The sequence below is a fragment of the Pseudomonas sp. NBRC 100443 genome (assembly GCF_030268185.1).
Lineage (GTDB): Bacteria > Pseudomonadota > Gammaproteobacteria > Pseudomonadales > Pseudomonadaceae > Pseudomonas > Pseudomonas citronellolis.
The window spans coordinates 83269-104306 of record NZ_BSQE01000009.1 but is presented as its reverse complement, the minus strand read 5'-3'; the positions used below and the strand labels follow the sequence as shown (position 1 = coordinate 104306).

The 21038-nt window shown below is 68.7% G+C and carries 18 protein-coding genes; 8 read left to right on the top strand and 10 right to left on the bottom strand.

Translation table 11 applies throughout. The features are described 5' to 3' along the window. Window positions 1-48: 48 nt before the first annotated feature. On the bottom strand, window positions 49-1464 hold the full coding sequence (gene tctE, locus QSJ95_RS13835) for a two-component system sensor histidine kinase TctE (RefSeq protein ID WP_052267731.1): 1416 nt from the start codon (window positions 1462-1464) through the stop codon (window positions 49-51). Continuing rightward, the gene (gene tctD, locus QSJ95_RS13830) at window positions 1457-2128 is read right to left on the bottom strand and encodes a two-component system response regulator TctD (protein ID WP_009616396.1); all 672 of its coding nucleotides are present in this window, start codon (window positions 2126-2128) and stop codon (window positions 1457-1459) included. Before tctD ends, tctE begins: the two co-directional genes overlap by 8 nt. 185 nt (window positions 2129-2313) lie before the next feature. On the opposite strand from tctD, the gene QSJ95_RS13825 reads away from it, so the two are divergent. Genes QSJ95_RS13825 through QSJ95_RS13810 form a run of 4 tightly spaced genes read left to right on the top strand, consistent with a single transcriptional unit; the run spans window position 2314 to window position 6625 of the window. Further along, the gene (locus QSJ95_RS13825) at window positions 2314-3606 is read left to right on the top strand and encodes an OprD family porin (protein ID WP_285643060.1); all 1293 of its coding nucleotides are present in this window, start codon (window positions 2314-2316) and stop codon (window positions 3604-3606) included. 22 nt (window positions 3607-3628) lie between these two features. Beyond that, entirely contained in the window at window positions 3629-4609 is a 981-nt protein-coding gene (locus QSJ95_RS13820) for a Bug family tripartite tricarboxylate transporter substrate binding protein (RefSeq protein WP_285643059.1), read from the top strand. A gap of 17 nt (window positions 4610-4626) precedes the next feature. Continuing rightward, window positions 4627-5097, top strand: a complete 471-nt coding sequence (locus QSJ95_RS13815) for a tripartite tricarboxylate transporter TctB family protein (RefSeq protein ID WP_285643058.1) — start codon at window positions 4627-4629, stop codon at window positions 5095-5097. A gap of 10 nt (window positions 5098-5107) precedes the next feature. Beyond that, window positions 5108-6625: a tripartite tricarboxylate transporter permease gene (locus QSJ95_RS13810; RefSeq protein ID WP_285643057.1), complete on the top strand. Its 1518-nt coding sequence runs from the start codon at window positions 5108-5110 to the stop codon at window positions 6623-6625. A 202-nt stretch (window positions 6626-6827) separates the two neighbouring features. On the opposite strand, the gene recJ is transcribed toward QSJ95_RS13810, so the two are convergent. The 3 genes from recJ to QSJ95_RS13795 form a co-directional block, all read right to left on the bottom strand. Then, a complete protein-coding gene (recJ, locus tag QSJ95_RS13805) occupies window positions 6828-8543 on the bottom strand; it encodes a single-stranded-DNA-specific exonuclease RecJ (protein WP_043314930.1) in 1716 nt (571 codons plus the stop codon). 157 nt (window positions 8544-8700) lie between these two features. Then, window positions 8701-9240 carry a YaeQ family protein gene (locus QSJ95_RS13800; RefSeq protein ID WP_009616386.1) on the bottom strand — a complete coding sequence of 180 codons (540 nt, stop codon included), beginning with the start codon at window positions 9238-9240 and terminating at the stop codon, window positions 8701-8703. Between the two features lie 69 nt (window positions 9241-9309). Continuing rightward, complete coding sequence (locus QSJ95_RS13795; protein WP_009616385.1) at window positions 9310-10482, bottom strand: GGDEF domain-containing protein; 1173 nt, start codon at window positions 10480-10482, stop codon at window positions 9310-9312. Window positions 10483-10740: 258 nt separating this feature from the next. On the opposite strand from QSJ95_RS13795, the gene QSJ95_RS13790 reads away from it, so the two are divergent. Continuing rightward, window positions 10741-11940, top strand: coding sequence for a CaiB/BaiF CoA transferase family protein (locus QSJ95_RS13790; protein ID WP_285643055.1), 1200 nt, complete (start codon window positions 10741-10743; stop codon window positions 11938-11940). A 414-nt stretch (window positions 11941-12354) separates the two neighbouring features. Beyond that, complete coding sequence (locus QSJ95_RS13785; RefSeq protein ID WP_285643054.1) at window positions 12355-12678, top strand: hypothetical protein; 324 nt, start codon at window positions 12355-12357, stop codon at window positions 12676-12678. 59 nt (window positions 12679-12737) lie between these two features. On the opposite strand, the gene QSJ95_RS13780 is transcribed toward QSJ95_RS13785, so the two are convergent. The 5 genes from QSJ95_RS13780 to xerD all read right to left on the bottom strand — a co-directional run bounded on the left by QSJ95_RS13780 (window position 12738) and on the right by xerD (window position 18052). Next, complete coding sequence (locus tag QSJ95_RS13780) at window positions 12738-13022, bottom strand: DUF3509 domain-containing protein (protein WP_009616381.1); 285 nt, start codon at window positions 13020-13022, stop codon at window positions 12738-12740. Window positions 13023-13153: 131 nt separating this feature from the next. After that, window positions 13154-14563, bottom strand: a complete 1410-nt coding sequence (gene thrC / locus QSJ95_RS13775; RefSeq protein ID WP_276216397.1) for a threonine synthase — start codon at window positions 14561-14563, stop codon at window positions 13154-13156. Between the two features lie 89 nt (window positions 14564-14652). After that, a complete protein-coding gene (locus tag QSJ95_RS13770) occupies window positions 14653-15957 on the bottom strand; it encodes a homoserine dehydrogenase (protein ID WP_249917588.1) in 1305 nt (434 codons plus the stop codon). A gap of 172 nt (window positions 15958-16129) precedes the next feature. After that, on the bottom strand, window positions 16130-16858 hold the full coding sequence (locus tag QSJ95_RS13765; protein ID WP_009616374.1) for a DsbC family protein: 729 nt from the start codon (window positions 16856-16858) through the stop codon (window positions 16130-16132). 297 nt (window positions 16859-17155) lie between these two features. Next, window positions 17156-18052: a site-specific tyrosine recombinase XerD gene (gene xerD / locus QSJ95_RS13760; protein ID WP_009616372.1), complete on the bottom strand. Its 897-nt coding sequence runs from the start codon at window positions 18050-18052 to the stop codon at window positions 17156-17158. Between the two features lie 95 nt (window positions 18053-18147). Here xerD and QSJ95_RS13755 point away from each other — a divergent pair, with 95 nt between their 5' ends. Further along, window positions 18148-19980, top strand: a complete 1833-nt coding sequence (locus tag QSJ95_RS13755) for a cation:proton antiporter (protein WP_285643049.1) — start codon at window positions 18148-18150, stop codon at window positions 19978-19980. 116 nt (window positions 19981-20096) lie between these two features. Continuing rightward, window positions 20097-20774 (top strand): cyclic di-GMP-binding domain-containing protein, MshE-related, encoded by a 678-nt coding sequence (locus QSJ95_RS13750; RefSeq protein WP_009616368.1) that lies wholly within the window; start codon window positions 20097-20099, stop codon window positions 20772-20774. Window positions 20775-21038: the final 264 nt, after the last annotated feature.

Sequence of the window (21038 nt, the reverse complement as noted above, 5' to 3'; positions counted from 1 at the left end):
TGTTCGCGAGCAAGAACCAGGCGTCCCCCTCGCTCCTACGAAAAGCGCCTAGCCGCCCCTCGCGTCCTCCAGCGGAAAACTCACCCGCACCAGCAACCCACCCAGCTCCCCATGGGCCAGCTCGATGCGCGCCCGGTGCGCCGCGCAGATCTCCCCGACGATCGCCAACCCCAGCCCGGTGCCCTCCTGGCGCTTGCGGTAGAAGCGGCCGAAGACCTTGTCGCGCTCCTCCGCCGGGATGCCCGGGCCGTCGTCCTCGATCTCCAGCACGGCCGGCGACTCGACGCGGATCACCACGTTGCCGGCGGCATGGGCCAGGGCGTTGGCCACCAGGTTGTCGAGCAGTTCGTGGAGCAGCGTCGGATCGCCCTTGATCCACACCGGCCGCTCGGCCTCCAGGGCCAGGGCCACGCCGCGTGCGTGGGCCAGCGGCGCCAGCACCATGCCCTGCTCGCGGGCCAGGGCGCCCAGTTCGATGGCCTCGCCGCCGCCCTCGGCGATGGCCCGGGCGCCGCTTTCCACCCGCGCCAGGGACAGCAACTGGTTGGCCAGCCCGGTGACGCGGTCGGTGTACTGCACCGCTTCTTCCAGCGTCTCGCGCCAGCGCTGCGGCTCCTGCTCGCGCAGGCCCAGCTCCAGCCGCGCCTTGAGCGCCGCCAGCGGCGTGCGCAGTTCGTGGGAGGCTTCGGCGATGAATTGCGACTGGCGCTCGAACAGGCTGCGCAGGCGCACGGTGAAATGGTTCAGCGCCGCCACCAGCGGGCGCAGTTCGCGCTGCACCGCCACCGGCGGCAGGGGCCGCAGGTCGTCCGCCTGGCGCTCCTCCACCGCCGCGCGCAGGCGGTCGAGCGGGCGCAGGCCGGCGCTCACCGCGTACCAGACCATGACCAGCGCGGCCAGCGCCGACAGCGCCAGGTTGAGCAGGGTGTCGGTGAGCAGCTCGCGGGCCAGGCGCTCGCGCGCGCCGAGGGTCTCGGCCACGCGGATTTCCGCCATGCCGTTGACCGTCGGCTGGCTGACCGGCTGCAGCAGGCTGACCACGCGCACGCCCTGGCCCTGGTATTCGCTATCGTAGAAGCGCGCCAGCGCCGGGTAGTCGTCGGTGCGCAGAGTTCCCGGCGGCGGCGCCGGCAGGTTCTCGTAGCCGGAGATGGACTGCCCGCGGGTGTCGATCACCTGGTAGAAGATGCGCCCGGCGCTGTCGTAGGCGAAGCTGTCCAGGGCCACGTAGGGCACGTTGGCGCGCAGGCTGCCGTCGCTGTCGTAGAGGCCGTCGGCGATGTCCCGCGCCGAGGCCAGCAGGGTGCGGTCGTAGGCGATGTCCGAGGCGTGGCGGGCCCGCTGGTAGGTGGCCAGGCTGCCCAGCAGGAGCAGCACCAGCAGCAACCCGCCCAGGCGCCACAGCAGGCGCCAGCGCAGGCTGCCGGAACCGGGCAGGGCCAGGCGCCGGAGCACCTCAGGCATCCACGGCCTCGAGCAGGTAGCCCAGGCCGCGGAAGGTGACGATGCGCACCGCGTCGCCTTCCAGCTTCTTGCGCAGGCGGTGCACGTAGATTTCGATGGCGTCGGCGCTGGCGTCCTGGTCCAGGCCGAACACCTGGGCGGCCAGCTGTTCCTTGCTCAGCACCCGCCCGGGGCGGGCGATCAGCGCTTCCAGCACGGCCTGCTCGCGGGAGGTCAGGGTCAGCGCCTCGCCGGCCAGGCTGAAGCGCCGCGCGCCCAGGTCGTAGACCAGCTCGCCGCAACGCTGCTGCTGTTCGCCGCCGAGCACGCTGCGCCGCAGCAGGGCCTTCACCCGCGCTTCCAGTTCGCTCAGCTCGAAGGGCTTGGCCAGGTAATCGTCGGCGCCGAGGTTGAGGCCATGGACGCGGTCCTTGACCTCGCCGCGGGCGGTCAGCATCAGCACCGGCAGGGTCTTGCCGCGGCCGCGCAGGCGCGCCAGCACCTCGAAGCCGTCCAGGCGCGGCAGGCCGACGTCGAGAATGGCCAGGGCGTATTCCTCGCTGGCCAGGGCCAGGTCGGCGGCCACCCCGTCGCGCAGCAGGTCGACCGTCCAGCCCGCGCCCTTGAGCGCCTGCTGCACGCTGTCGCCCAGTTGCGGATGGTCTTCGACCAGAAGGATGCGCACGGCGGTATTCCTCGCTCGGATGTGGACAGGTGCACGCAGTTTACCCGCCCACGGGCGCCTGTGAACGGCTGAAAGCCTGGTGAAAGGCAGCGGCGCTAGGATCGCCCGTCAGACGACGCAGATCGTCCCAAAATCGGCTGGCGGCGTGGCGCCATCCACACAAGAACAAGAAATGGAGTCCACCGATGCTGACTGTCCAGCACCCGGCCCGTGGGGCCAATCCCGTCCTGTTCCGTGTTTTCCCCGCCGGTTTCGGCGCGGCCCTGGCCCTCGGCGGCCTGGCCGGGGAAGCCGAGGCTTCCGGCTTCATCGAAGACAGCAGCCTGAAGCTGCAGACGCAGAACATCTACTTCAACCGCGACTTCCGCGACGGCGCCGGCCAGTCCAAGCGCGAGGAGTGGGCGCAAGGTTTCATCCTCGACTTCCAGTCCGGCTACACCGACGGCACCGTCGGCGTCGGCCTCGACGCCCTGGGCATGCTCGGCCTCAAGCTCGACTCCAGCCCCGACCGCACCGGCAGCGGCCTGCTGCCCACCCACGACGACGGCCGCGCCGCGGACGAGTACAGCAAGCTCGGGCTGACCGCCAAGTTCAAGGTCTCGCAGACCGAACTCAAGCTCGGCAGCCTGATCCCCGACCTGCCCACCCTGCAGCCCAACGACAGCCGCCTGTTCCCGCAGATATTCGAGGGCGGCCTGCTGGAGTCCCGCGACCTGCCCGGCCTGACCTTCACCGGCGGGCGCCTGGAAAAGGCCATCGACCGCGACTCCACCGACGCCCAGGACCTGGCGCTGAACAACAAGAACAAGCGCTTCACAGGCAGCGTCGCCGGCGAGCACTACGACCTGGCCGGCGGCGACTACAAGTTCGACGAGCACTTCACCGGCCGCTACCACTATGCCGAGCTGGACGAGGTGTACCGCCAGCACTTCGTCGGCCTGCTCAGCAGCCACAAGCTGGGCGACGGCAAGCTGACCACCGACTGGCGCCTGGCGATCAGCGACGACGACGGCGCCGCCCGCGGCGGCAGGATCGACAACCGCGCCTTCAACGCCATGCTCGGCTACGCCCTCGGCGCCAACAAGTTCAGCATCGGCTGGCAGCAGATGGACGGCGACAGCGCCTTCCCCTACATCGACGGCAGCAACCCCTACCTGGTGAACTTCGTCCAGGTCGGCGACTTCGCCGAGACCAAGGAACGCTCCTGGCAGCTGCGCCACGACTTCGACTTCGCCGTGTTCGGCATCCCCGGCCTGACCCTGATGAACCGCTACCTCAAGGGCGACAACGCCGAGATCAACGGGCGCGCCGGCGAAGGCCGCGAGTGGGAACGCGACACTGACCTCAAGTACGTGGTGCAGAGCGGCCCGCTGAAGGACTTCGGCGTGCGCCTGCGCAACGCCACCTACCGTTCCAACTTCGCGCGCAACGCCGACGAAACCCGCGTCTACCTCACCTATTCCCTGGCGATCTGGTAAACAACAACAAGAAGAGGCCCCGATGATGACCAAGCTCCGCACCCTCCCCCTGCTCCTCGCCGCCGGCGCGCTGTTCACCGCCGTCGCCCACGCCGAGCCCAAGCGCCCGGAATGCATCGCCCCGGCCGCCCCCGGCGGCGGCTTCGACCTGACCTGCAAGCTGGCGCAGAGCGCCCTGCTGGACGAGAAGCTGCTGAGCAGCCCGATGCGCGTCACCTACATGCCCGGCGGCGTCGGCGCGGTGGCCTACAACGCCGTGGTCGCCCAGCGCCCGGCCGACGGCAACAGCATCACCGCCTTCTCCAGCGGCTCGCTGCTGAACCTGGCCCAGGGCAAGTTCGGCCGCTACGACGAGAACGCGGTGAAGTGGCTGGCGGCCATCGGCACCAGCTACGGCGCCATCGCCGTGCGCGACGACTCGCCCTACAAGAACCTCGCCGACCTGGTGGCCGCGCTCAAGGCCGACCCGGGCAAGGTGGTGATCGGCTCCGGCGGCACCGTCGGCAGCCAGGACTGGATGCAGACCGCGCTGATCGCCAAGGCCGCCGGCATCGATCCGAAGCGGCTGCGCTACGTCGCCCTGGAAGGCGGCGGCGAGATCGCCACGGCGCTGCTGGGCGGGCACATCCAGGTGGGCAGCACCGACATCTCCGACTCCATGCCGCACATCCGCGCCGGCAAGATGCGCCTGCTCGCGGTGTTCGCCGAGGAGCGCCTGCAGGACGAAGGTATGGCCGACATTCCCACCGCCAGGGAGCAGGGCTTCGACATCGTCTGGCCGGTGGTGCGCGGCTTCTACGTCGGGCCCAAGGTCAGCGACGAGGACTACCAGTTCTGGAAGGCATCGTTCGACAAGCTGCTGGCCTCGGAGGACTTCGCCAAGCTGCGCGACCAGCGCGAGCTGTTCCCCTTCGCCATGACCGGGCCCGAGCTGGACAGCTACGTCAAGCAGCAGGTCGCCCGCTATCGGCAGATGGCCCATGACTTCGGCCTGATCCAGTAAGCCGCGAGGTTCCCGACATGCACGCCCCCCACTCGCTGCCGCAGCGGCTGTTCGCCGGTGCCTGGCTGCTGGCCTGCCTCGGCCTGGCCGCCGTGGCCTGGAACTACCAGGCGCCCTTCTCCTACGAACCGGTGGGCCCGCGCGCCTACCCGCTGCTGTGCCTGGCGCTGATGGCGATCGGCCTGGCCTGGCTGATCCTGCGGCCGACGCCGGCTCGCTACGACGACGAGGCGCCGCTGGAAGGCGCGCTGCTGCGCAAGGTGGTGGCGTGCATCGGCCTGCTGCTGGTCTACGCCGGGCTCTTCGAGCCGCTGGGCTTCATCCTCGCCAGCGCCCTGGTGGGCAGCTTCATTGCCCTGCTCTATGGCGGCAAGCCGGCCGTCAGCGTGCTCACCTGCACGCTGCTGAGCATCGGCCTGTACCTGCTCTTCGACCGCACCCTGGACGTCCCGCTGCCGCGCGGCGTGCTCGATTTCCTGCCCTTCTGAGGACACCGTCATGGATACCCTGAGCTATCTCGGGCAGGGCTTCGGCGTCGCCCTGAGCCCCTACAACCTGGTCACCGCGCTGATCGGCACGCTGATCGGCACCGTGGTCGGCCTGCTCCCGGGCCTGGGCCCGATCAACGGCGTGGCCCTGCTGATCCCGGTGGCCTTCGCCCTCGGCCTGCCGCCGGAGTCGGCGCTGATCCTGCTGGCCGCGGTGTACCTGGGCTGCGAATACGGCGGGCGGATCTCCTCGATCCTGCTGAACATCCCCGGCGAGGCCTCCACCGTGATGACCACCCTGGACGGCTACCCCATGGCGCGCAACGGCCTGGCCGGCGTGGCCCTGTCGCTGTCGGCCTGGAGCTCGTTCATCGGCGCCTTCATCGCCACCTGCGGCATGGTGCTGTTCGCCCCGCTGCTGGCGAAATGGGCGATCGCCTTCGGCCCGGCGGAATACTTCGTGCTGATGGTCTTCGCCATAGTCGCGCTCGGCGGCCTGGCCGGCGACCGCCCGCTGAAGACGCTGCTGGCGGCGCTGCTCGGGCTGTTCCTGTCCAGCGTGGGCATCGACGCCAACAGCGGCGTGTACCGCTTCACCTTCGAGAGCATCCACGTCGCCGACGGCATCCAGTTCGTGGTGCTGGTGCTGGGCCTGTTCTCGGTCAGCGAGATCCTCCTGCTGCTGGAGAAGACCCACCACGGGCACAAGGCCGTGGAAGCCAGCGGGCGCATGCTGTTCAACCTCAAGGAGGCGGCCTCGGTGTTCGTCGTCAACCTGCGCTGCGGCCTGCTCGGCTTCATCATGGGCGTGCTGCCCGGCGCCGGCGCCACCCTGGCCAGCGCCGTGGCCTACATGACCGAGAAGCGCTATGCCGGCGCCAGCGGCAAGTTCGGCCAGGGCGACATGCGCGGCCTGGCCGCCCCGGAAACCGCCATCGGCGCTTCCGCCTGCGGCGCCCTGGTGCCGATGCTGACCCTCGGCGTGCCCGGCTCGGGCACCACCGCGGTGATGATCGGCGCGCTCAGCCTGTACAACATCACCCCCGGCCCGCTGCTATTCCAGGAGCAGCCGACCATCGTCTGGGGCCTGATCGCCTCGCTGTTCATCGCCAACCTGATGCTGATCATCCTCAACGTGCCGATGGTGCGGGTGTTCACCCGCATCCTCTCGGTGCCGAACTGGGCGCTGGTGCCGGGCATCGCGATCATCACCGCCATCGGCGTGTACGCCGTGCACGCCACCACCTTCGACCTGTTCCTGATGGTCGGCATCGGCATCCTCGGCTACATCCTGCGCAAGCTCGACTTCCCACTGTCGCCGCTGCTGCTGGGCTTCATCCTCGGCGGGCTGATGGAACAGAACCTGCGCCGAGCGCTGTCGATCTCCAACGGCGAGCTGGGCATCCTCTGGTCCAGCCCCATCGCCATCGGCACCTGGACCCTGGTAGCGGCGATGCTCGTGCTGCCGCTGTACCGCGCCTGGCGCCGCCGCCTGGCCCGGCGCAACGCGGCGCTGGCCGGCGCCTGAGAAAGACCAACCACGCTCGCCGCGTTCTCTCCTGCGGCGATTTCAGACCCGCCTTGCGCGGGTCTCTTTTTGCCTGGGGTGGGCGCGGGTAAAACCCTACGATGGGTATCGCTTCGCTCAACCCATCCTACAAGGGACTGCAGGTGCGCCAGGGCGCTTTCGTAGGATGGCTCGAGCTTGCGATACCCATCGGCCGGCGAGCTCAGCGCGGCGCCAGGTGCACCACCATCAACTGCACGCTCTCGTTGCCGCGGTATTCGTTGACGTCCAGCTTGTAGGCCACTTCCGCCCAGCGCACCGTCGGGTTCGGCCAGACCTCGCGGTCGACGTTGAAGGCGATGCCGTCCAGCTGCAGCGAGCCGCACTCGGTCTTGAGCACCAGCTTCAGGTGGCGCTCGCCGACGATGCGCTGCTGGACGATCTGGAACACCCCGTGGAACAGCGGCTCGGGGAAGTGCTGGCCCCAGGGGCCGGCCTGGCGCAGGGCGCGGGCCAGTTCCAGGTGGAACTCGGTCAGGCTCAGCTGGCCGTCGGAGAGGATGCGCCCGGTGAGGTCGTCCTCGCTGAGCTGGCGGCGCACCTCGGCATCGAAGGCTGCGGCGAAGGCGCCGAAATGCCCTTGCGGCAGCGACAGCCCGGCGGCCATGGCATGCCCGCCGAACTTGCTGATCAGCCCCGGGTGGCGCGCGGCCACGGCGTCCAGCGCATCGCGGATGTGCAGGCCCGGCACCGAGCGCGCCGAGCCCTTGAGGCTGCCGTCGCCGGCATCGGCGAAGGCGATGGTCGGGCGGTGGTAGCGCTCCTTCAGGCGCGAGGCGAGGATGCCGATCACGCCCTGGTGCCAGTCCGGGTCGAACAGGCACAGGCCGAAGGGCATTTCCTCCACCGGCAGCTCCTTGAGCTGGGCCAGGGCCTCGCGCTGCATGCCCTGCTCGATGGCCTTGCGGTCCTGGTTGAGCTGGTCGAGCTGCACCGCCATGTCGCGGGCCAGGGCCTCGTCCTCGCAGAGCAGGCATTCGATGCCCAGGGACATGTCGTCCAGGCGCCCGGCGGCGTTCAGCCGCGGGCCGAGGATGAAGCCCAGGTCGGTGGAGGTGATGCGCCGGGCGTCACGCCCGGCCACTTCCAGCAGCGCGCGCAGGCCCGGTCGGGCGCGGCCGGCGCGGATGCGCGCCAGGCCCTGGTGCACCAGGATGCGGTTGTTGGCGTCCAGCGGCACCACGTCGGCGACGCTGCCCAGGGCCACCAGGTCGAGCAGCTCGGCCAGGTTAGGCTCCGGCGTGCCGCTGCGGGCGAACCAGTCCAGCTCGCGCAGGCGCGCGCGCAGGGCGAGCATCACGTAGAAGATCACACCGACGCCAGCCATGGCCTTGCTGGGGAATTCGCAGCCCGGCTGGTTGGGGTTGACGATGGCGTCCGCCGCCGGCAGTTCCGGGCCCGGCAGGTGGTGGTCGGTGACCAGCACGCGCAGCCCGGCGGCCTTGGCCGCGGCCACGCCGTCGATGCTGGAGATGCCGTTGTCCACGGTGACCAGCAGCTCCGGGCGTTTCTCCAGGGCGACCGCGACTATCTCCGGGGTCAGCCCGTAGCCGTATTCGAAGCGGTTCGGCACCAGGTAGTCGACCCAGGCCGCGCCGAGCAGGCGCAGGGCCAGCACGCCGACGCTGCTGGCGGTGGCGCCGTCGGCGTCGAAGTCGCCGACGTAGAGGATGCGCTGGCGCTTCTCCAGGGCGTCGACCAGCAGCTCGACGGCGGCATCGATGCCCTTGAGCTGGCGGTACGGGATCAGCCGCGCCAGGCCCTTGTCCAGCTCCTCGGCGGACTTCACGCCGCGGGCGGCGTACAGGCGGGTCAGCAGTGGCGGCAGGTCGCCGAGGTCGGGCAGGGTTTCCGGCAACGGGCGGGGGTCGATGCGCATCAGAGCTTTCCAATCCTTCCATTTCAGCCTGACCTTGCGCCTTGCGAGCTAGAGCACGGCTAGGCGAAAACAGGCACGGGCGCGGAGTTTACCGAGTGTAAATGAGCAAGCCCGGGCCTGTTTCGACACAGCCGGGCCGAAGCGCAGCTAGCGCAACTCAGCGTTCGCCCATCAGCCATTCGAGTTGCAGTTCATGCTGGCCGTTTTCGTCGGTGACGAAGATCGTCCCCTCGCTGATCATCACGGTCCAGTTGATCGAGCGCGGCAGGTCGCGGGCCAGCTCCTCCAGCGGTTCCTGGGGCACGGCGGCGACATTCAGGTTCTTCAGGTGGCGCACGCCGTCGAGGACCTTGGTGGTCCATACGCGCAGGTTGCCGTAGGCCAGCAACGAGAGCTTCTCGCAGCGCCGCGAGCACCACACCAGGCGCTCGCTGTCCGGCTGGCCGACCTCGATCCAGTGCAGGATGCGATCGTCCAGGCTCTTCTCCCACAGCGACGGTTCCTCGACGTCCGACAGGCCGCGGCCGAAGGCCAGTTGCTCGTTGTACCAGAGCACGAAGGCGATCAGGCGGACCGCCAGGCGCTCCTCGGTTTCCGAGGGGTGGCGGGCGACGGTGAAGCGCAGCGTCTCGTAGACGCCGCGATCCAGGTCGGTGAGGCTGATGTCGGCCTTGTAGGGGGTGGCGGAGAGGGCCATGGTCTATCCCAGCGATGCGAAGGCGGCAAGTCTACCCCGATTGCGCCGGCCCTGCCGCCCCCGTCGCGCTCAGCGGTGGCCGCGGCCCTCGCGCCCCGGCCCGGGGGCCGACAGCTCGATGCGGTTGCGGCCCTTGGCCTTGGCCAGGTACAGCGCCTGGTCGGCCAGCGACAGCAGTCGCGCCAGCTCGTAGCCGCCCTCCTCGCTGGTGGCCACGCCGATGCTGACGCTGAGCAGGCCATCCGCGACGAACGGCACCTCGGCGAACTCCCGGCGGATGCGTTCGGCCACCTGGCAGGCGGCTTCGGTGCCGGCGCCGATCAGCAGGCAGGCGAACTCCTCGCCGCCGATGCGCCCGAACACGTCCTGGCGGCGCATGCGCGAGGCGGTGATGCGGCTGAACTCCTGCAGGGCGCGGTCGCCCACCGGGTGGCCGTAGGCGTCGTTGAGGCGCTTGAAGTTGTCCAGGTCGCAGACCAGCAGCGCCACCGGCTCGCCGCGTTCGGCGCACAGGCGCAGCAGGCGCTCGCCGGAATCCATGAAGGCGCGGCGGTTGCCGATGCCGGTCAGGGGGTCGCTCAGGGCCGCCGAACGGAACTTCAGCTCGGCGCGGTCCTTGACCATGGTCAGGGTGGTGAAGGCCAGGCCGACGGCGACCATCATGGTCTCGAACACCAGCAGGGTGAACAGGGTGGTGTAGGTGCCGGCGGGCACCACCGGCACCTCGCCGCGGTCGACGAAGATGCGCAGGGTGTAGAAGCCGGCGTGGAACAGCAACAGGGCCAGGGTCGGCCGCAGCGGCACTTCCAGGCGCTGGCGGCTGCGCCACAGCTCGGCGGCGGCGAGCAGGCAGTAGACCACGGTCAGCGCCGAGTGGACCTGGATGCGCAAGACCATCGACTGCAGGAAGACCGGCCACAGACACAGCAGCAGCCAGAGCACGGCCCCCGCGGCCACGCCGGGCCAGTAGGGCGCGCGCCCGGCGAACACCCGCATACTGGTCCACAGCAGCGCGCAGGAAAGCGCCACCACCATGTTGCCGGCGACGATGGCCAGCGTCTCCAGGCCGAAGCTGCGCAGGGCGATGAGGAAGGTGGACAGCGCCCCGAGCAGGAGCATGGCGGCCATGTAGCCGAGGGTCGGCTCGCGGCGCCCGCCGTACCAGGCGAAGAACATCAGCACGCCGACCAGGGCGAGGATGTACAGATCCACCAGCAGCAGGGTGGGCAGGCTCAGCGACATGCGCCCTCCTTCGGCATCCCGTGCGCAGGCGACGTAGGGTCGACGGAAGGAGGAAGATCAACGGCGCCCATGAGCGGATACCCGGCCGGCCTGAAAAGGGTGTGGGAATGCTCTCTACTCTACGCGTCCGGCGTCGATCGCGGAACGCCTTCACAACCGATCGGTCAGCTTTGCCCGCGCCGCCGCCCCGGCCATGGCTTGCGGCGGGCCGGCGACGGCCCTAGAGTCGCCCCACTGCCCGACTGACGGAAACCTTCGATGAACGCCACCGCCAAACCCCTCGCCGGCCTCAAGGTCGTGGAACTCGGCACCCTGATCGCCGGCCCCTTCGCCGCGCGCCTGTGCGCGGAGTTCGGCGCCGAAGTGACCAAGATCGAGTCGCCCGACGGCGGCGACCCGCTGCGCAAGTGGCGCAAGCTCTACGAGGGCACCTCGCTGTGGTGGTTCGTGCAGGCGCGCAACAAGCGCTCGCTGACCCTCAACCTCAAGCAGGAAGCCGGCCGCGAGGTGCTGAAGAAGCTGCTGGCCGAGGCCGACATCCTCATCGAGAACTTCCGCCCCGGCGTGCTGGAGAAGCTCGGCCTGGGCTGGGACGTGCTCCACGCGCTGAACCCCAGGCTGGTGATGGTGCGCCTGTCCGGCTTCGGCCAGAGCGGCCCCTACAAGGACCAGCCGGGTTTCGGCGCGGTGGGCGAATCCATGGGCGGGCTGCGCTACATCACCGGCTTCGAGGACCGCCCGCCGGTGCGCACCGGCATCTCCATCGGCGACTCCATCGCCGCCCTGTGGGGCGTCATAGGCGCGCTCATGGCGCTGCGCCACCGCGAGGTCAACGGCGGCCAGGGCCAGGTGGTGGACGTGGCGCTGTACGAGGCGGTGTTCGCCATGATGGAGTCGATGGTCCCGGAGTTCGACGTGTTCGGCTTCATCCGCGAGCGCAGCGGCAACATCATGCCCGGCATCACCCCGTCCTCGGTGCACACCACGGCCGACGGCAAGCACGTGCAGATCGCCGCCAACGGCGACGCCATCTTCCGCCGCTTCATGCTCGCCATCGGCCGCCAGGACCTGGCCGACGACCCGCAGCTGGCCGGCAACGACGGCCGCGATGCGCGGCGCGACGAGCTGTACGGGGTGATCGACCGCTGGGCCCGTTCGCTGCCGCTGGAAGAGGTGCTGAAGGTGCTGAACGAGGCCGAGGTGCCGGCCAGCCGCATCTACTCCGCCGAGGACATGTTCGCCGATCCGCAGTTCCTCGCCCGCGAGATGTTCCTCTCGGCGAAGCTGCCGGACGGCAAGCCCTTCAAGATGCCCGGCATAGTGCCCAAGCTCTCGGAAACCCCCGGCTCGGCCGAATGGATAGGCCCGAAGCTGGGCGAGCACAACGATGCGATCCTGGCGGAGTTGGGCTACGACGCCGGGCAGATCGCCGCGCTGCGGCGGGATGGGGCGGTTTGATAGCGGTGAGCACGCTCTTGTAGGAGCGAGCTTGCTCGCGAACTGGAGTCACCGGTGACTTCGACGCCATGGCTTGGCTCCGCCCCTCTCCCTAACCCTCGGCTGCGCGCCCCGCCCTGAAGGGACAGGGGACCGTTGGGCAGAAACGGCTGTTCTGGAGTTAGCCGGCAAGCACGTAGTTCAAGGTTGGAATCCTGACCTATCTCGGCACGGATAAGCCCCCTCTCCCTTCAGGGAGAGGGTTGGGGAGAGGGCGCTCTTCAGGTCAAGCGCCGAGATTGCCGGCGAAGCCCCATTCGCGAGCAAGCTCGCTCCTACGAAAAGAACGGAACCACCCGACTGATCCGCACTGGAAAATCCACTACCTGATCCTTTCGGCGCCCATTCCGGGCGCTCCGCAGAGGAGAAGGCTCCATGGAGATGAACCAGCACTGCCTGGACACGCTGCGCAAGCTGGCCCAGGGCATCGACCCGCGTAGCGGCCTGCCGCTTCCCGAGGAGGATGCCTGCCAGGCGCCAGAGGTGATCCGCGCCCTGTTCCAGGCCATCCAGGCCCTCGAAGCCCAGAGCAAGGTACGCCCGCCGCCGGAGCAGGCCGGCAAGCCCTGGAGCGAGGAAGAGGAACAGGCCCTGCTGCGGCGCTTCGACGAGGGCGAGCCGATCACCGCCATCGCCCGCGCTCACAGTCGCACCACCGGGGCCATCCGCGCCCGCCTGGCGCAATGCGGGCGCCTGTAGAAACGCGAATGCCGCCGCCCCGGTGCGGGGCGGCGGCATTCGCGATGGAACCGACGGGCTCAGGTGTCGTAGCTGAGCACCTGGGCGGCGCGCTGGCGCAGTGCCAGGATGACGTCGTTGCAGATCCGCCCCTCCTGGACCGCCAGGTCGCGGCTGATGGCTTCCAGCGCCTCCTGGCAATTGCGCTCGTCGGCCAGTTGTTCGCCACTGAGGACGCGACGCAGGACGACCTCGCCTTCGGAAGTGCTCAGGCTCAGCACCCGGCCACCGTCCGGACGCGCAGGTCCGAGATCGTGGGCGTACTGGCTGAAGATGGCTGCGAGCAGAGGCTCGAGTCGGTCCATGGGGTTCTCCTGGGATACAACGGATACGTCAGCAAAAGACCCCTATCTGAAGGAAAAAGTTCAATAACCTCAGATATTTGCCCCGCAAACGAAAAAGCCCGCCAAGGTGGCGGGCTCTTCCTGCGGCCGGTTTAGAGCGGCTTGCCGCGGTTGCCGTGGGCGCTGACGAAAGCCTGGACCTTGGCCAGTTCGTTGGGCAGCACGGTGCAGCGTTCCTCGCGCTGGAACAGGTCGGCCAGGTGCGTCGGCAGCGCCGGGGCCGCCTCGATGCCGGCCTTCTCCACCGCTTCCGGGAACTTCACCGGGTGCGCGGTGCCCAGGGTGACCATGGGGATGGCCAGGCTGCGACGGCATTCGCGGGCGGCGCGCACGCCGATGGCGGTGTGCGGGTCGAGCAGTTCGCCGCACTCGGCGTAGGCCTCGGCGATGGTCTGGCAGGTTTGCTCGTCGTCCACTGCCAGCGAATCGAACAGGCGGCGCGCCTCGGTCCAGCGGTCATCCTCGACGGACAGCTTGCCGGTGGCCTTGAAGCCGTCCATCAGCTCGGCGATGGCCTTGCCGTTGCGGCCGTGGAGGTCGAACAGCAGGCGCTCGAAGTTGGACGAGACCATGATGTCCATGGACGGCGACAGCGACGCGTGCAGGGTGTCCTTGTCGTAGCGGTTGCCGGACATGAAGCGGTGCAGGATGTCGTTGCGGTTGGTCGCCACGATCAGTTGGCTGACCGGCAGGCCCATGTTGCGCGCCAGGTAGCCGGCGAAGATGTCGCCGAAGTTGCCGGTGGGCACCGAGAAGGCCACCGAACGGGCCGGCGCGCCGAGCTGGATGGCGGCATGGAAGTAGTAGACGATCTGGGCCATGATCCGCGCCCAGTTGATCGAGTTGACCGCCACCAGGCGGGTGCCTTTCAGGAAGCCCTGATCGGCGAAGCTGGCCTTGACCATCTCCTGGCAGTCGTCGAAGTTGCCTTCGATGGCGATGTTGTGGATGTTTTCGCCGAGGATGGTCGTCATCTGCCGGCGCTGCACCTCGGACACGCGGTTGTGCGGGTGCATGATGAAGATGTCGACGTTCTCGCAGGCCTTGCAGCCTTCGATGGCCGCCGAGCCGGTGTCGCCGGAGGTGGCGCCCATGATCACCACGCGCTCGCCGCGCTTGGTCAGCACGTGGTCGAGCAGGCGGCCGAGCAGTTGCAGGGCGAAGTCCTTGAAGGCCAGGGTCGGGCCGTGGAACAGCTCCAGCACCCACTCGTTGCCGTTCAGCTGGCGCAGCGGCGCCACGGCGTTGTGGGCGAAGACGCCGTAGGTCTCCTCGAGGATCTTCTTGAAGTCGGCGTCCGAGATGCTGCCGGCGACGAACGGGCGCATCACCCGGAAGGCCAGCTCGTGGTACGGCAGGCCGGCCCAGGAGGCAATTTCCTCGACGGTGAAGCGCGGCAGGTTTTCCGGCACGTACAGGCCGCCGTCGCTGGCCAGGCCAGCCAGCAGCACGTCTTCGAAGTTCAGCGCGGGCGCCTGGCCGCGGGTACTGATGTAGCGCATGTTAGAAACCTTTCTTGAAAACCGATAAAAGCGCTGGAGGCTTGAGGCTGGACGTAGAAGCCTTCTCGTCCAGCCTTCAGCCTATAGCCTTACGCGAGCTGCTCTACACGAATGCGTACGACATTGCCGACCACGTCATCCAGCGCTTCCAGCGCGGCGATGGCTTCGATGATGCGGGACTCGAGCACGCGGTGGGTAACCAGAATCATCGGCACCAGACCGTCATGCTCTTCGACTTCCATCTGCATGATCGATTCGATGTTGATGCCGCGCTCGGAGAGGATGGTCGCCACCTGGGCCAGTACGCCCGGGTGGTCCTTGGCCTGGATGCGCAGGTAGTAGGCGCTTTCGCAGGCTTCGATCGGCAGGATCGGGTGGTCGGAGAGCGCGTCCGGCTGGAAGGCCAGGTGCGGCACGCGGTTCTCCGGGTCGGTGGTGAGCACGCGGACCACGTCGACCAGGTCGGCGACCACCGAGGATGCTGTGGGCTCCATGCCGGCACCGGCGCCGTAGAACAGCGTGGAACCGGCGGCGTCGCCGTTGACCATGACCGCGTTCATCACGCCGTTCACATTGGCGATCAGGCGGTCGGCCGGGATCAGCGTCGGGTGCACGCGCAGCTCGATGCCGGCGTCGGTGCGGCGGGCCACGCCCAGGTGCTTGATGCGGTAGCCCAGGGCCTCGGCGTAGTTCACGTCGGCGGTGGTCAGCTTGGTGATGCCCTCGGTGTAGGCCTTGTCGAACTGCAGCGGGATGCCGAAGGCGATGGACGCCAGGATGGTCAGCTTGTGCGCGGCGTCGATGCCCTCGACGTCGAAGGTCGGGTCGGCTTCGGCGTAGCCCAGCGCCTGGGCTTCCTTGAGCACGTCGGCGAAGGCGCGGCCTTTCTCGCGCATCTCGGTGAGGATGAAGTTGCCGGTGCCGTTGATGATGCCGGCCAGCCAGTTGATGCGGTTGGCAGCCAGGCCCTCGCGGATCGCCTTGATCACCGGGATGCCGCCGGCCACCGCGGCCTCGAAGGCGACGATCACGCCCTTCTCGCGGGCCTTGGCGAAGATCTCGTTGCCGTGCACGGCGATCAGCGCCTTGTTCGCGGTGACCACGTGCTTGCCGTTCTCGATGGCCTTGAGCACCAGCTCGTGGGCCAGGGTGTAGCCGCCGATCAGCTCGATGACCACGTCGATTTCCGGGTTGTTCGCCACGTCGAAAATGTCGGCAGTGATGGGGGTGCTGCCGGTTTCGCATTTCGGATTGGGGCGACGGGCGGCAATCTGCGCAACCTCGATACCACGCCCGGCACGGCGGGCAATCTCCTCGGCGTTGCGTTTGAGTACATTGAAGGTACCGCCACCGACGGTCCCCAACCCACAGATTCCCACTTTCACCGGTTTCACGCTGAAACTCCCCATCATCGCGGCAAACGGGATACGTCCCGGCCCGCGACGCATACGCGGCGAGGGCGGGGACGTACCGTACGAAGGCCGGGCGAACGCCCGGCCTCATGGTTAAAGGAACCGCACATTACGAAGCGGCTCCCTATTAGTCAAATCAGGCGCAGGGCCCGATTCACTTGGTGTCCAGCACCAGCTTGGCGATTTCGCCGGCGCTCTGGTAACCCGGCAGCATCTGGCCGCTTTCGAGGATGATCGCCGGGGTGCCCTGCACGCCGACCATCTGGCCCAGCTGGAACTGCTTGTCCACCGGGTTGGGGCACTGCGCGGCCTTGATTTCCTTGCCGTGGAACATCTCGGTCATGGCCGCCGCGCGGTCCTTGGAGCACCACACCGCCTGCAGTTGCTGGTCACCCGGGGACTTCGGCCCCTGGCGCGGGAAGGCCAGGTAGCGCACCTCGATGCCGCGCTTGTTCAGCTCCGGCACCTCGGCGTGCAGCTTCTGGCAGTAGGGGCAGGTGGTGTCGGTGAACACGGTGATGTGCGCCTTGGCCTTGCCCTGGGCGGGGAACACCACCATGTCGCTGGCCGGCAGCGCATTGATGGTCTTGGCCACGCCGGCCGCCTCGGCGACCTCGGTGATGTTGGTGGCCGCGCCGTCCTTCACCTGGTAGATGTTGCCCTGCACCACGAAGTTGCCGTCGACGCTGGCATAGAGCACCCGGCCGCCCTTGAGCTGGACCTGGTACAGGCCCTGCACGGGGCTGGCGCTGATGGTTTCGATGGGCAGGTCGGGCTGCAGCGACTGCAGGGTCTTGCGGATGGTCTGGTCGGGCTCGGCGGCCAGGACGAGGGTGCTGGCGAGGCCCAGGGCCGCGGCAGCCAGGAAACGGGACAGACGCATGGAAAACTCCTGTGGATGAACCTCGCAGCCTACCACAGCAGAGCCTGCGGACCGAACCGCGAGCTTGTAGCACGAGGCTTCAGGGCGCGCCGTTGGTCGATCAGGTCAAGCGGCGGATAACGCGAACGGTTGTTCGTCCTACACCAGACAGGCCTATCTTGCCGGCTGCGCCGAGGCGCGCCTCAACGGATGGGTTGAGCCTTGGCGAAACCCATGCGGTCGTGGTGATGGGTATCGCTTCGCTCAACCCATCCTACGGGGTGTCCGGCCCATCGCGGACGGAGTCCGCTCCTACGCTCAGCCACGCGGGTGGTGCTGGGCGTGCAGCTCCTGCAGGCGCGCGCGGGCGATGTGGGTGTAGATCTGGGTGGTCGAGAGGTCGCTGTGGCCCAGCAGCATCTGCACCACGCGCAGGTCGGCGCCATGGTTGAGCAGGTGGGTGGCGAAGGCGTGGCGCAGGGTGTGCGGCGACAGCGACTTGCCGATGCCGGCGACCTTGGCGTGGTGCTTGATGCGGTGCCAGAAGGTCTGCCGCGTCATCTGTTCGCCGCGCAGGCTGGGGAAGAGCACGTCGCTGGGACGGCCGCCGAGCAGGTCGTCGCGGGCGTTGCGCAGGTAGCGTTCGAGCCAGACGATGGCTTCCTCGCCCAGCGGCACCAGGCGCTCCTTGCTGCCCTTGCCGAACACCCGCACCACGCCCTGGCGCAGGTTGAGCTGCTCCAGTGTCAGGCCGACCAGCTCGCTGACGCGCAGGCCGCAGGCGTAGAGCACCTCCAGCATGGCGCGGTCGCGCAGGCCCAGCGGGTCCTCGGTCTCCGGCGCGGCCAGCAGCGCTTCGACGTCGGCCTCGGACAGCGACTTGGGCAGCGGTTTGCCCAGTTGCGGCAGTTCCACCTGCAGGGTCGGGTCCTCGGCGATGAGTCCCTCGCGCAGGCAGTAGCGGTAGAAACCGCGCACGCCGGAGAGGAAGCGCGCGGTGGAGCGGGCCTTGTAGCCCTGGGCCAGGCGCCAGGCCAGGTGGTCGAGGATTGCCTCGCGGCCGGCGCGCTCCAGGCTCACGCCCTGCTCCCCCAGCCAGCCGTTGAACAGCGCCAGGTCGCTGCCGTAGGCCAGGCGGGTGTTGTCGGCAAGGCCCTTTTCCAGCCAGAGGGCGTCGAGGAAGCGGTCGATCAGCGGGTGCGCAACGGGATTCACGGCGGTTTTCGGATTCTAAAGCGGACGGGGCGCAGCTAGTCTTCCACAGGCAGGCCGTCCGCGGCCAGCCATCCCCTCGTCAAGGAATCCTCCGCATGGATGAAACCCGAGTTCTGCTTTCCCTCGGCGGCATCGGCGCCGGCGCCCTGCTCTGCCAGTGGCTGGCCTGGCGCCTGCGCCTGCCGGCGATCCTCTTCCTGCTGCTGTCCGGCATCCTCGCCGGGCCCCTGCTCGGCCTGCTCGACCCGCAGGCGCTGTTCGGCCCGCTGCTGTTCCCCCTGGTCTCGCTGTCGGTGGCGCTGATCCTCTTCGAAGGCAGCCTCACCCTGCACTTCAGCGAGTGGCGCGAGATCGGCAAGGTGGTGCAGCGCATGGTCACCTGGGGCGCGCTGCTGACCTGGGGCGTGATCGCCCTGGCGGTGCACTGGCTGCTGGACTTCAGCTGGGAGATGGCGCTGCTGTTCGGCACCCTCACCCTGGTCACCGGCCCCACGGTGATAGTGCCGATGCTGCGGGTGGTGCGGCCGAAGGCGGCCATCGCCAACATCCTGCGCTGGGAGGGCATCGTCATCGACCCCATAGGCGCGCTGCTGGCGGTGGTGGTCTACAGCTTCATCGCCGCCAGCGACACCGGCAGCGGCTGGCGCCACAGCCTTGGCGCCTTCGCCGGGGTGATCGCCTGCGGCAGCGCCTTCGGCATCCTCGGCGGCCTGGCCCTGGGCCAGGTGCTGCGCCGCCAGTGGCTGCCGGACTACCTGCACAACCTGGCCGCGCTGTCGGCGGTGCTGGGCATCTTCATCGGCGCCAACCTCACGGTGCACGAGTCCGGCCTGCTGGCGGTGACGCTGATGGGCATGTGCCTGGCCAACATGAAGGGCGTGGACGTGCGGCAGATCCTGCACTTCAAGGAAAACCTCAGCGTGTTGCTGATCTCCGGCCTGTTCATCGTCCTCGCCGCGCGCCTGGACCTGTCCGCCCTGCTCGGCCTGGGCCCGGCGGCGCTGCTGGTGCTGGCGCTGATCCAGTTCGTCGCCCGCCCGCTGAACGTGCTGGTGAGCAGCGCCGGCTCGTCGCTGAACTGGCGCGAACGGGCGCTGCTGGCCTGGATAGCACCGCGCGGGATAGTCGCGGCGGCGGTCTCGGCGATCTTCGCCATCCGTCTGCAGGAGGCCGGTCACCAACAGGCCCAGTTGCTGGTGCCGCTGACCTTCCTGGTGATCATCGGCACCGTGGTCCTGCAAAGCGCCACCGCGCGGCCCCTGGCGCGCCTGCTGAAAGTGGCGGAGCCGGCGCCCAGCGGCTTCCTCATCGTCGGCGCCAACCCGGTGGCGCGGGCCATCGGCACGGCGCTGAAGAACGCCGGCAGCCGCGTGCTGCTCACCGACTCCAGCTGGGAGAACATCCGCGCCGCGCGCATGGACAACCTGCCCACCTACTTCGGCAACCCCACCTCACAGCATGCCGAGGCGCACCTGGACCTGGTCGGCCTCGGCCACCTGCTGGCCCTGTCGCCCTCCGGCGAGCTGAACACCCTGGCCTGCATGCGCTTCCGCCACGAGTTCGGCGCGCGCCTCTTCAGCCTGACCAGCGGCCAGGAGAGCCGGCGCACCGACAAGCACCGCGCCAGCGACCAGCACCGCGGGCACAACCTGAGCCCGCGCGAGCTGAGCTACCCGCAGTTCGCCGGCCTGCTGTCCCGCGGCGCCGAAGTGCGCAGCACCCTGCTCAGCGAGAGCTTCGGCTGGGAGCAGTACCAGGCGCTGTACGGCAACGCCGCCACCCTGCTGTTCGCCCGCGATCCGTCGGGCTGGATGCACGTGGCCAGCAGCACCCGGCCGCTGAACCCCGCGGAAGGCTGGCTGGTGATAGCGCTGATCGAGGAAGGCGCCCACGCGGCCGGCAAGGAGGACGACCGGCAGTCGGAATGAGCCGGGATCGGCTGGCGAATCGTCCGTCAGCCTATCCTAAGATGGGTGACAGGGCGGAGTGCCGGAGGCAATGATTGCACCACGCCATCATTCTTTCAGCTCCACGGTCCACAACCATGCCCAACACCCAGAATTCCCGCCTCGGCCAGATTCTCGTCAGCAAGGGCCTGATCAGCGCCGCCCAACTGGACCAGGCGATCCAGCTGCAATTGCGCAACGGCCTGCGCCTGGGGGAAACCCTGATCGCCCAGGGCTGGGTCAGCGAACGCCAGGTCAAGCGAGCGCTGAAGAAGCAGAACAACCTGCGCCTGGCCGCCACCCTGGTGGCGGCCCTGCTCGGGCCCTTCCAGCTGGCCAGCGCGGACATCCAGCGCCAACAGGCCCCGGCGATCAGCCAGAGCCACCAGCAGCGCGGGCTGAAGCCGCTGAGCGACAGCGAGATGAGCGGCATCAACGCCCAGGGTTTCGACGAAACCCTGCAGAGCCTGTTCGTCAGTGCCGAGGCCGGCGACGGCGTGGGCACCATGAAGCAATTGGCGCGCCTGGTGCTGCCGGTGGTGGACAGCCTGCAGGCCGAGACCTCGATGAAGGACGTGGTCTACGACACCGAGCACATGGCCTCCAGCCTCAACCCCGACGGCTCGATCAGCCTGCGCCTGCCCAGCTCCATCGGCGAGATGCGCTTCGACAACATCCGCGTCGCCGGCGCCCCGCAGAGCCAGAGCATGGGCAGCCTGAGCCTGCAGGACATCGACCTGTCCCAGGCCTCGCTGCACGTCAGCATGCGGCCCTGAGGAAGCCGGGAAGCCCGCTCCTACCGTACCGGCAGGCACGGCTCTTCGTAGGAGCGAGCTTGCTCGCGAACCGCATGGCACCATGTTTGTTCGCGAGCAAGAACTAGGCGTCCCCCTCGATCCTACGAAGAGCACCTACGCCGTCGTTCTCGGCAGCGGCATTTCGGGCCAACGGCGGATAACCGCGAACGGTTATGCGCCCTACGGTTCCGGAGGCACAGTTGTAGGAGCGCGCCCTGCGCGCGAAATCGCGGGCAGGGCCCG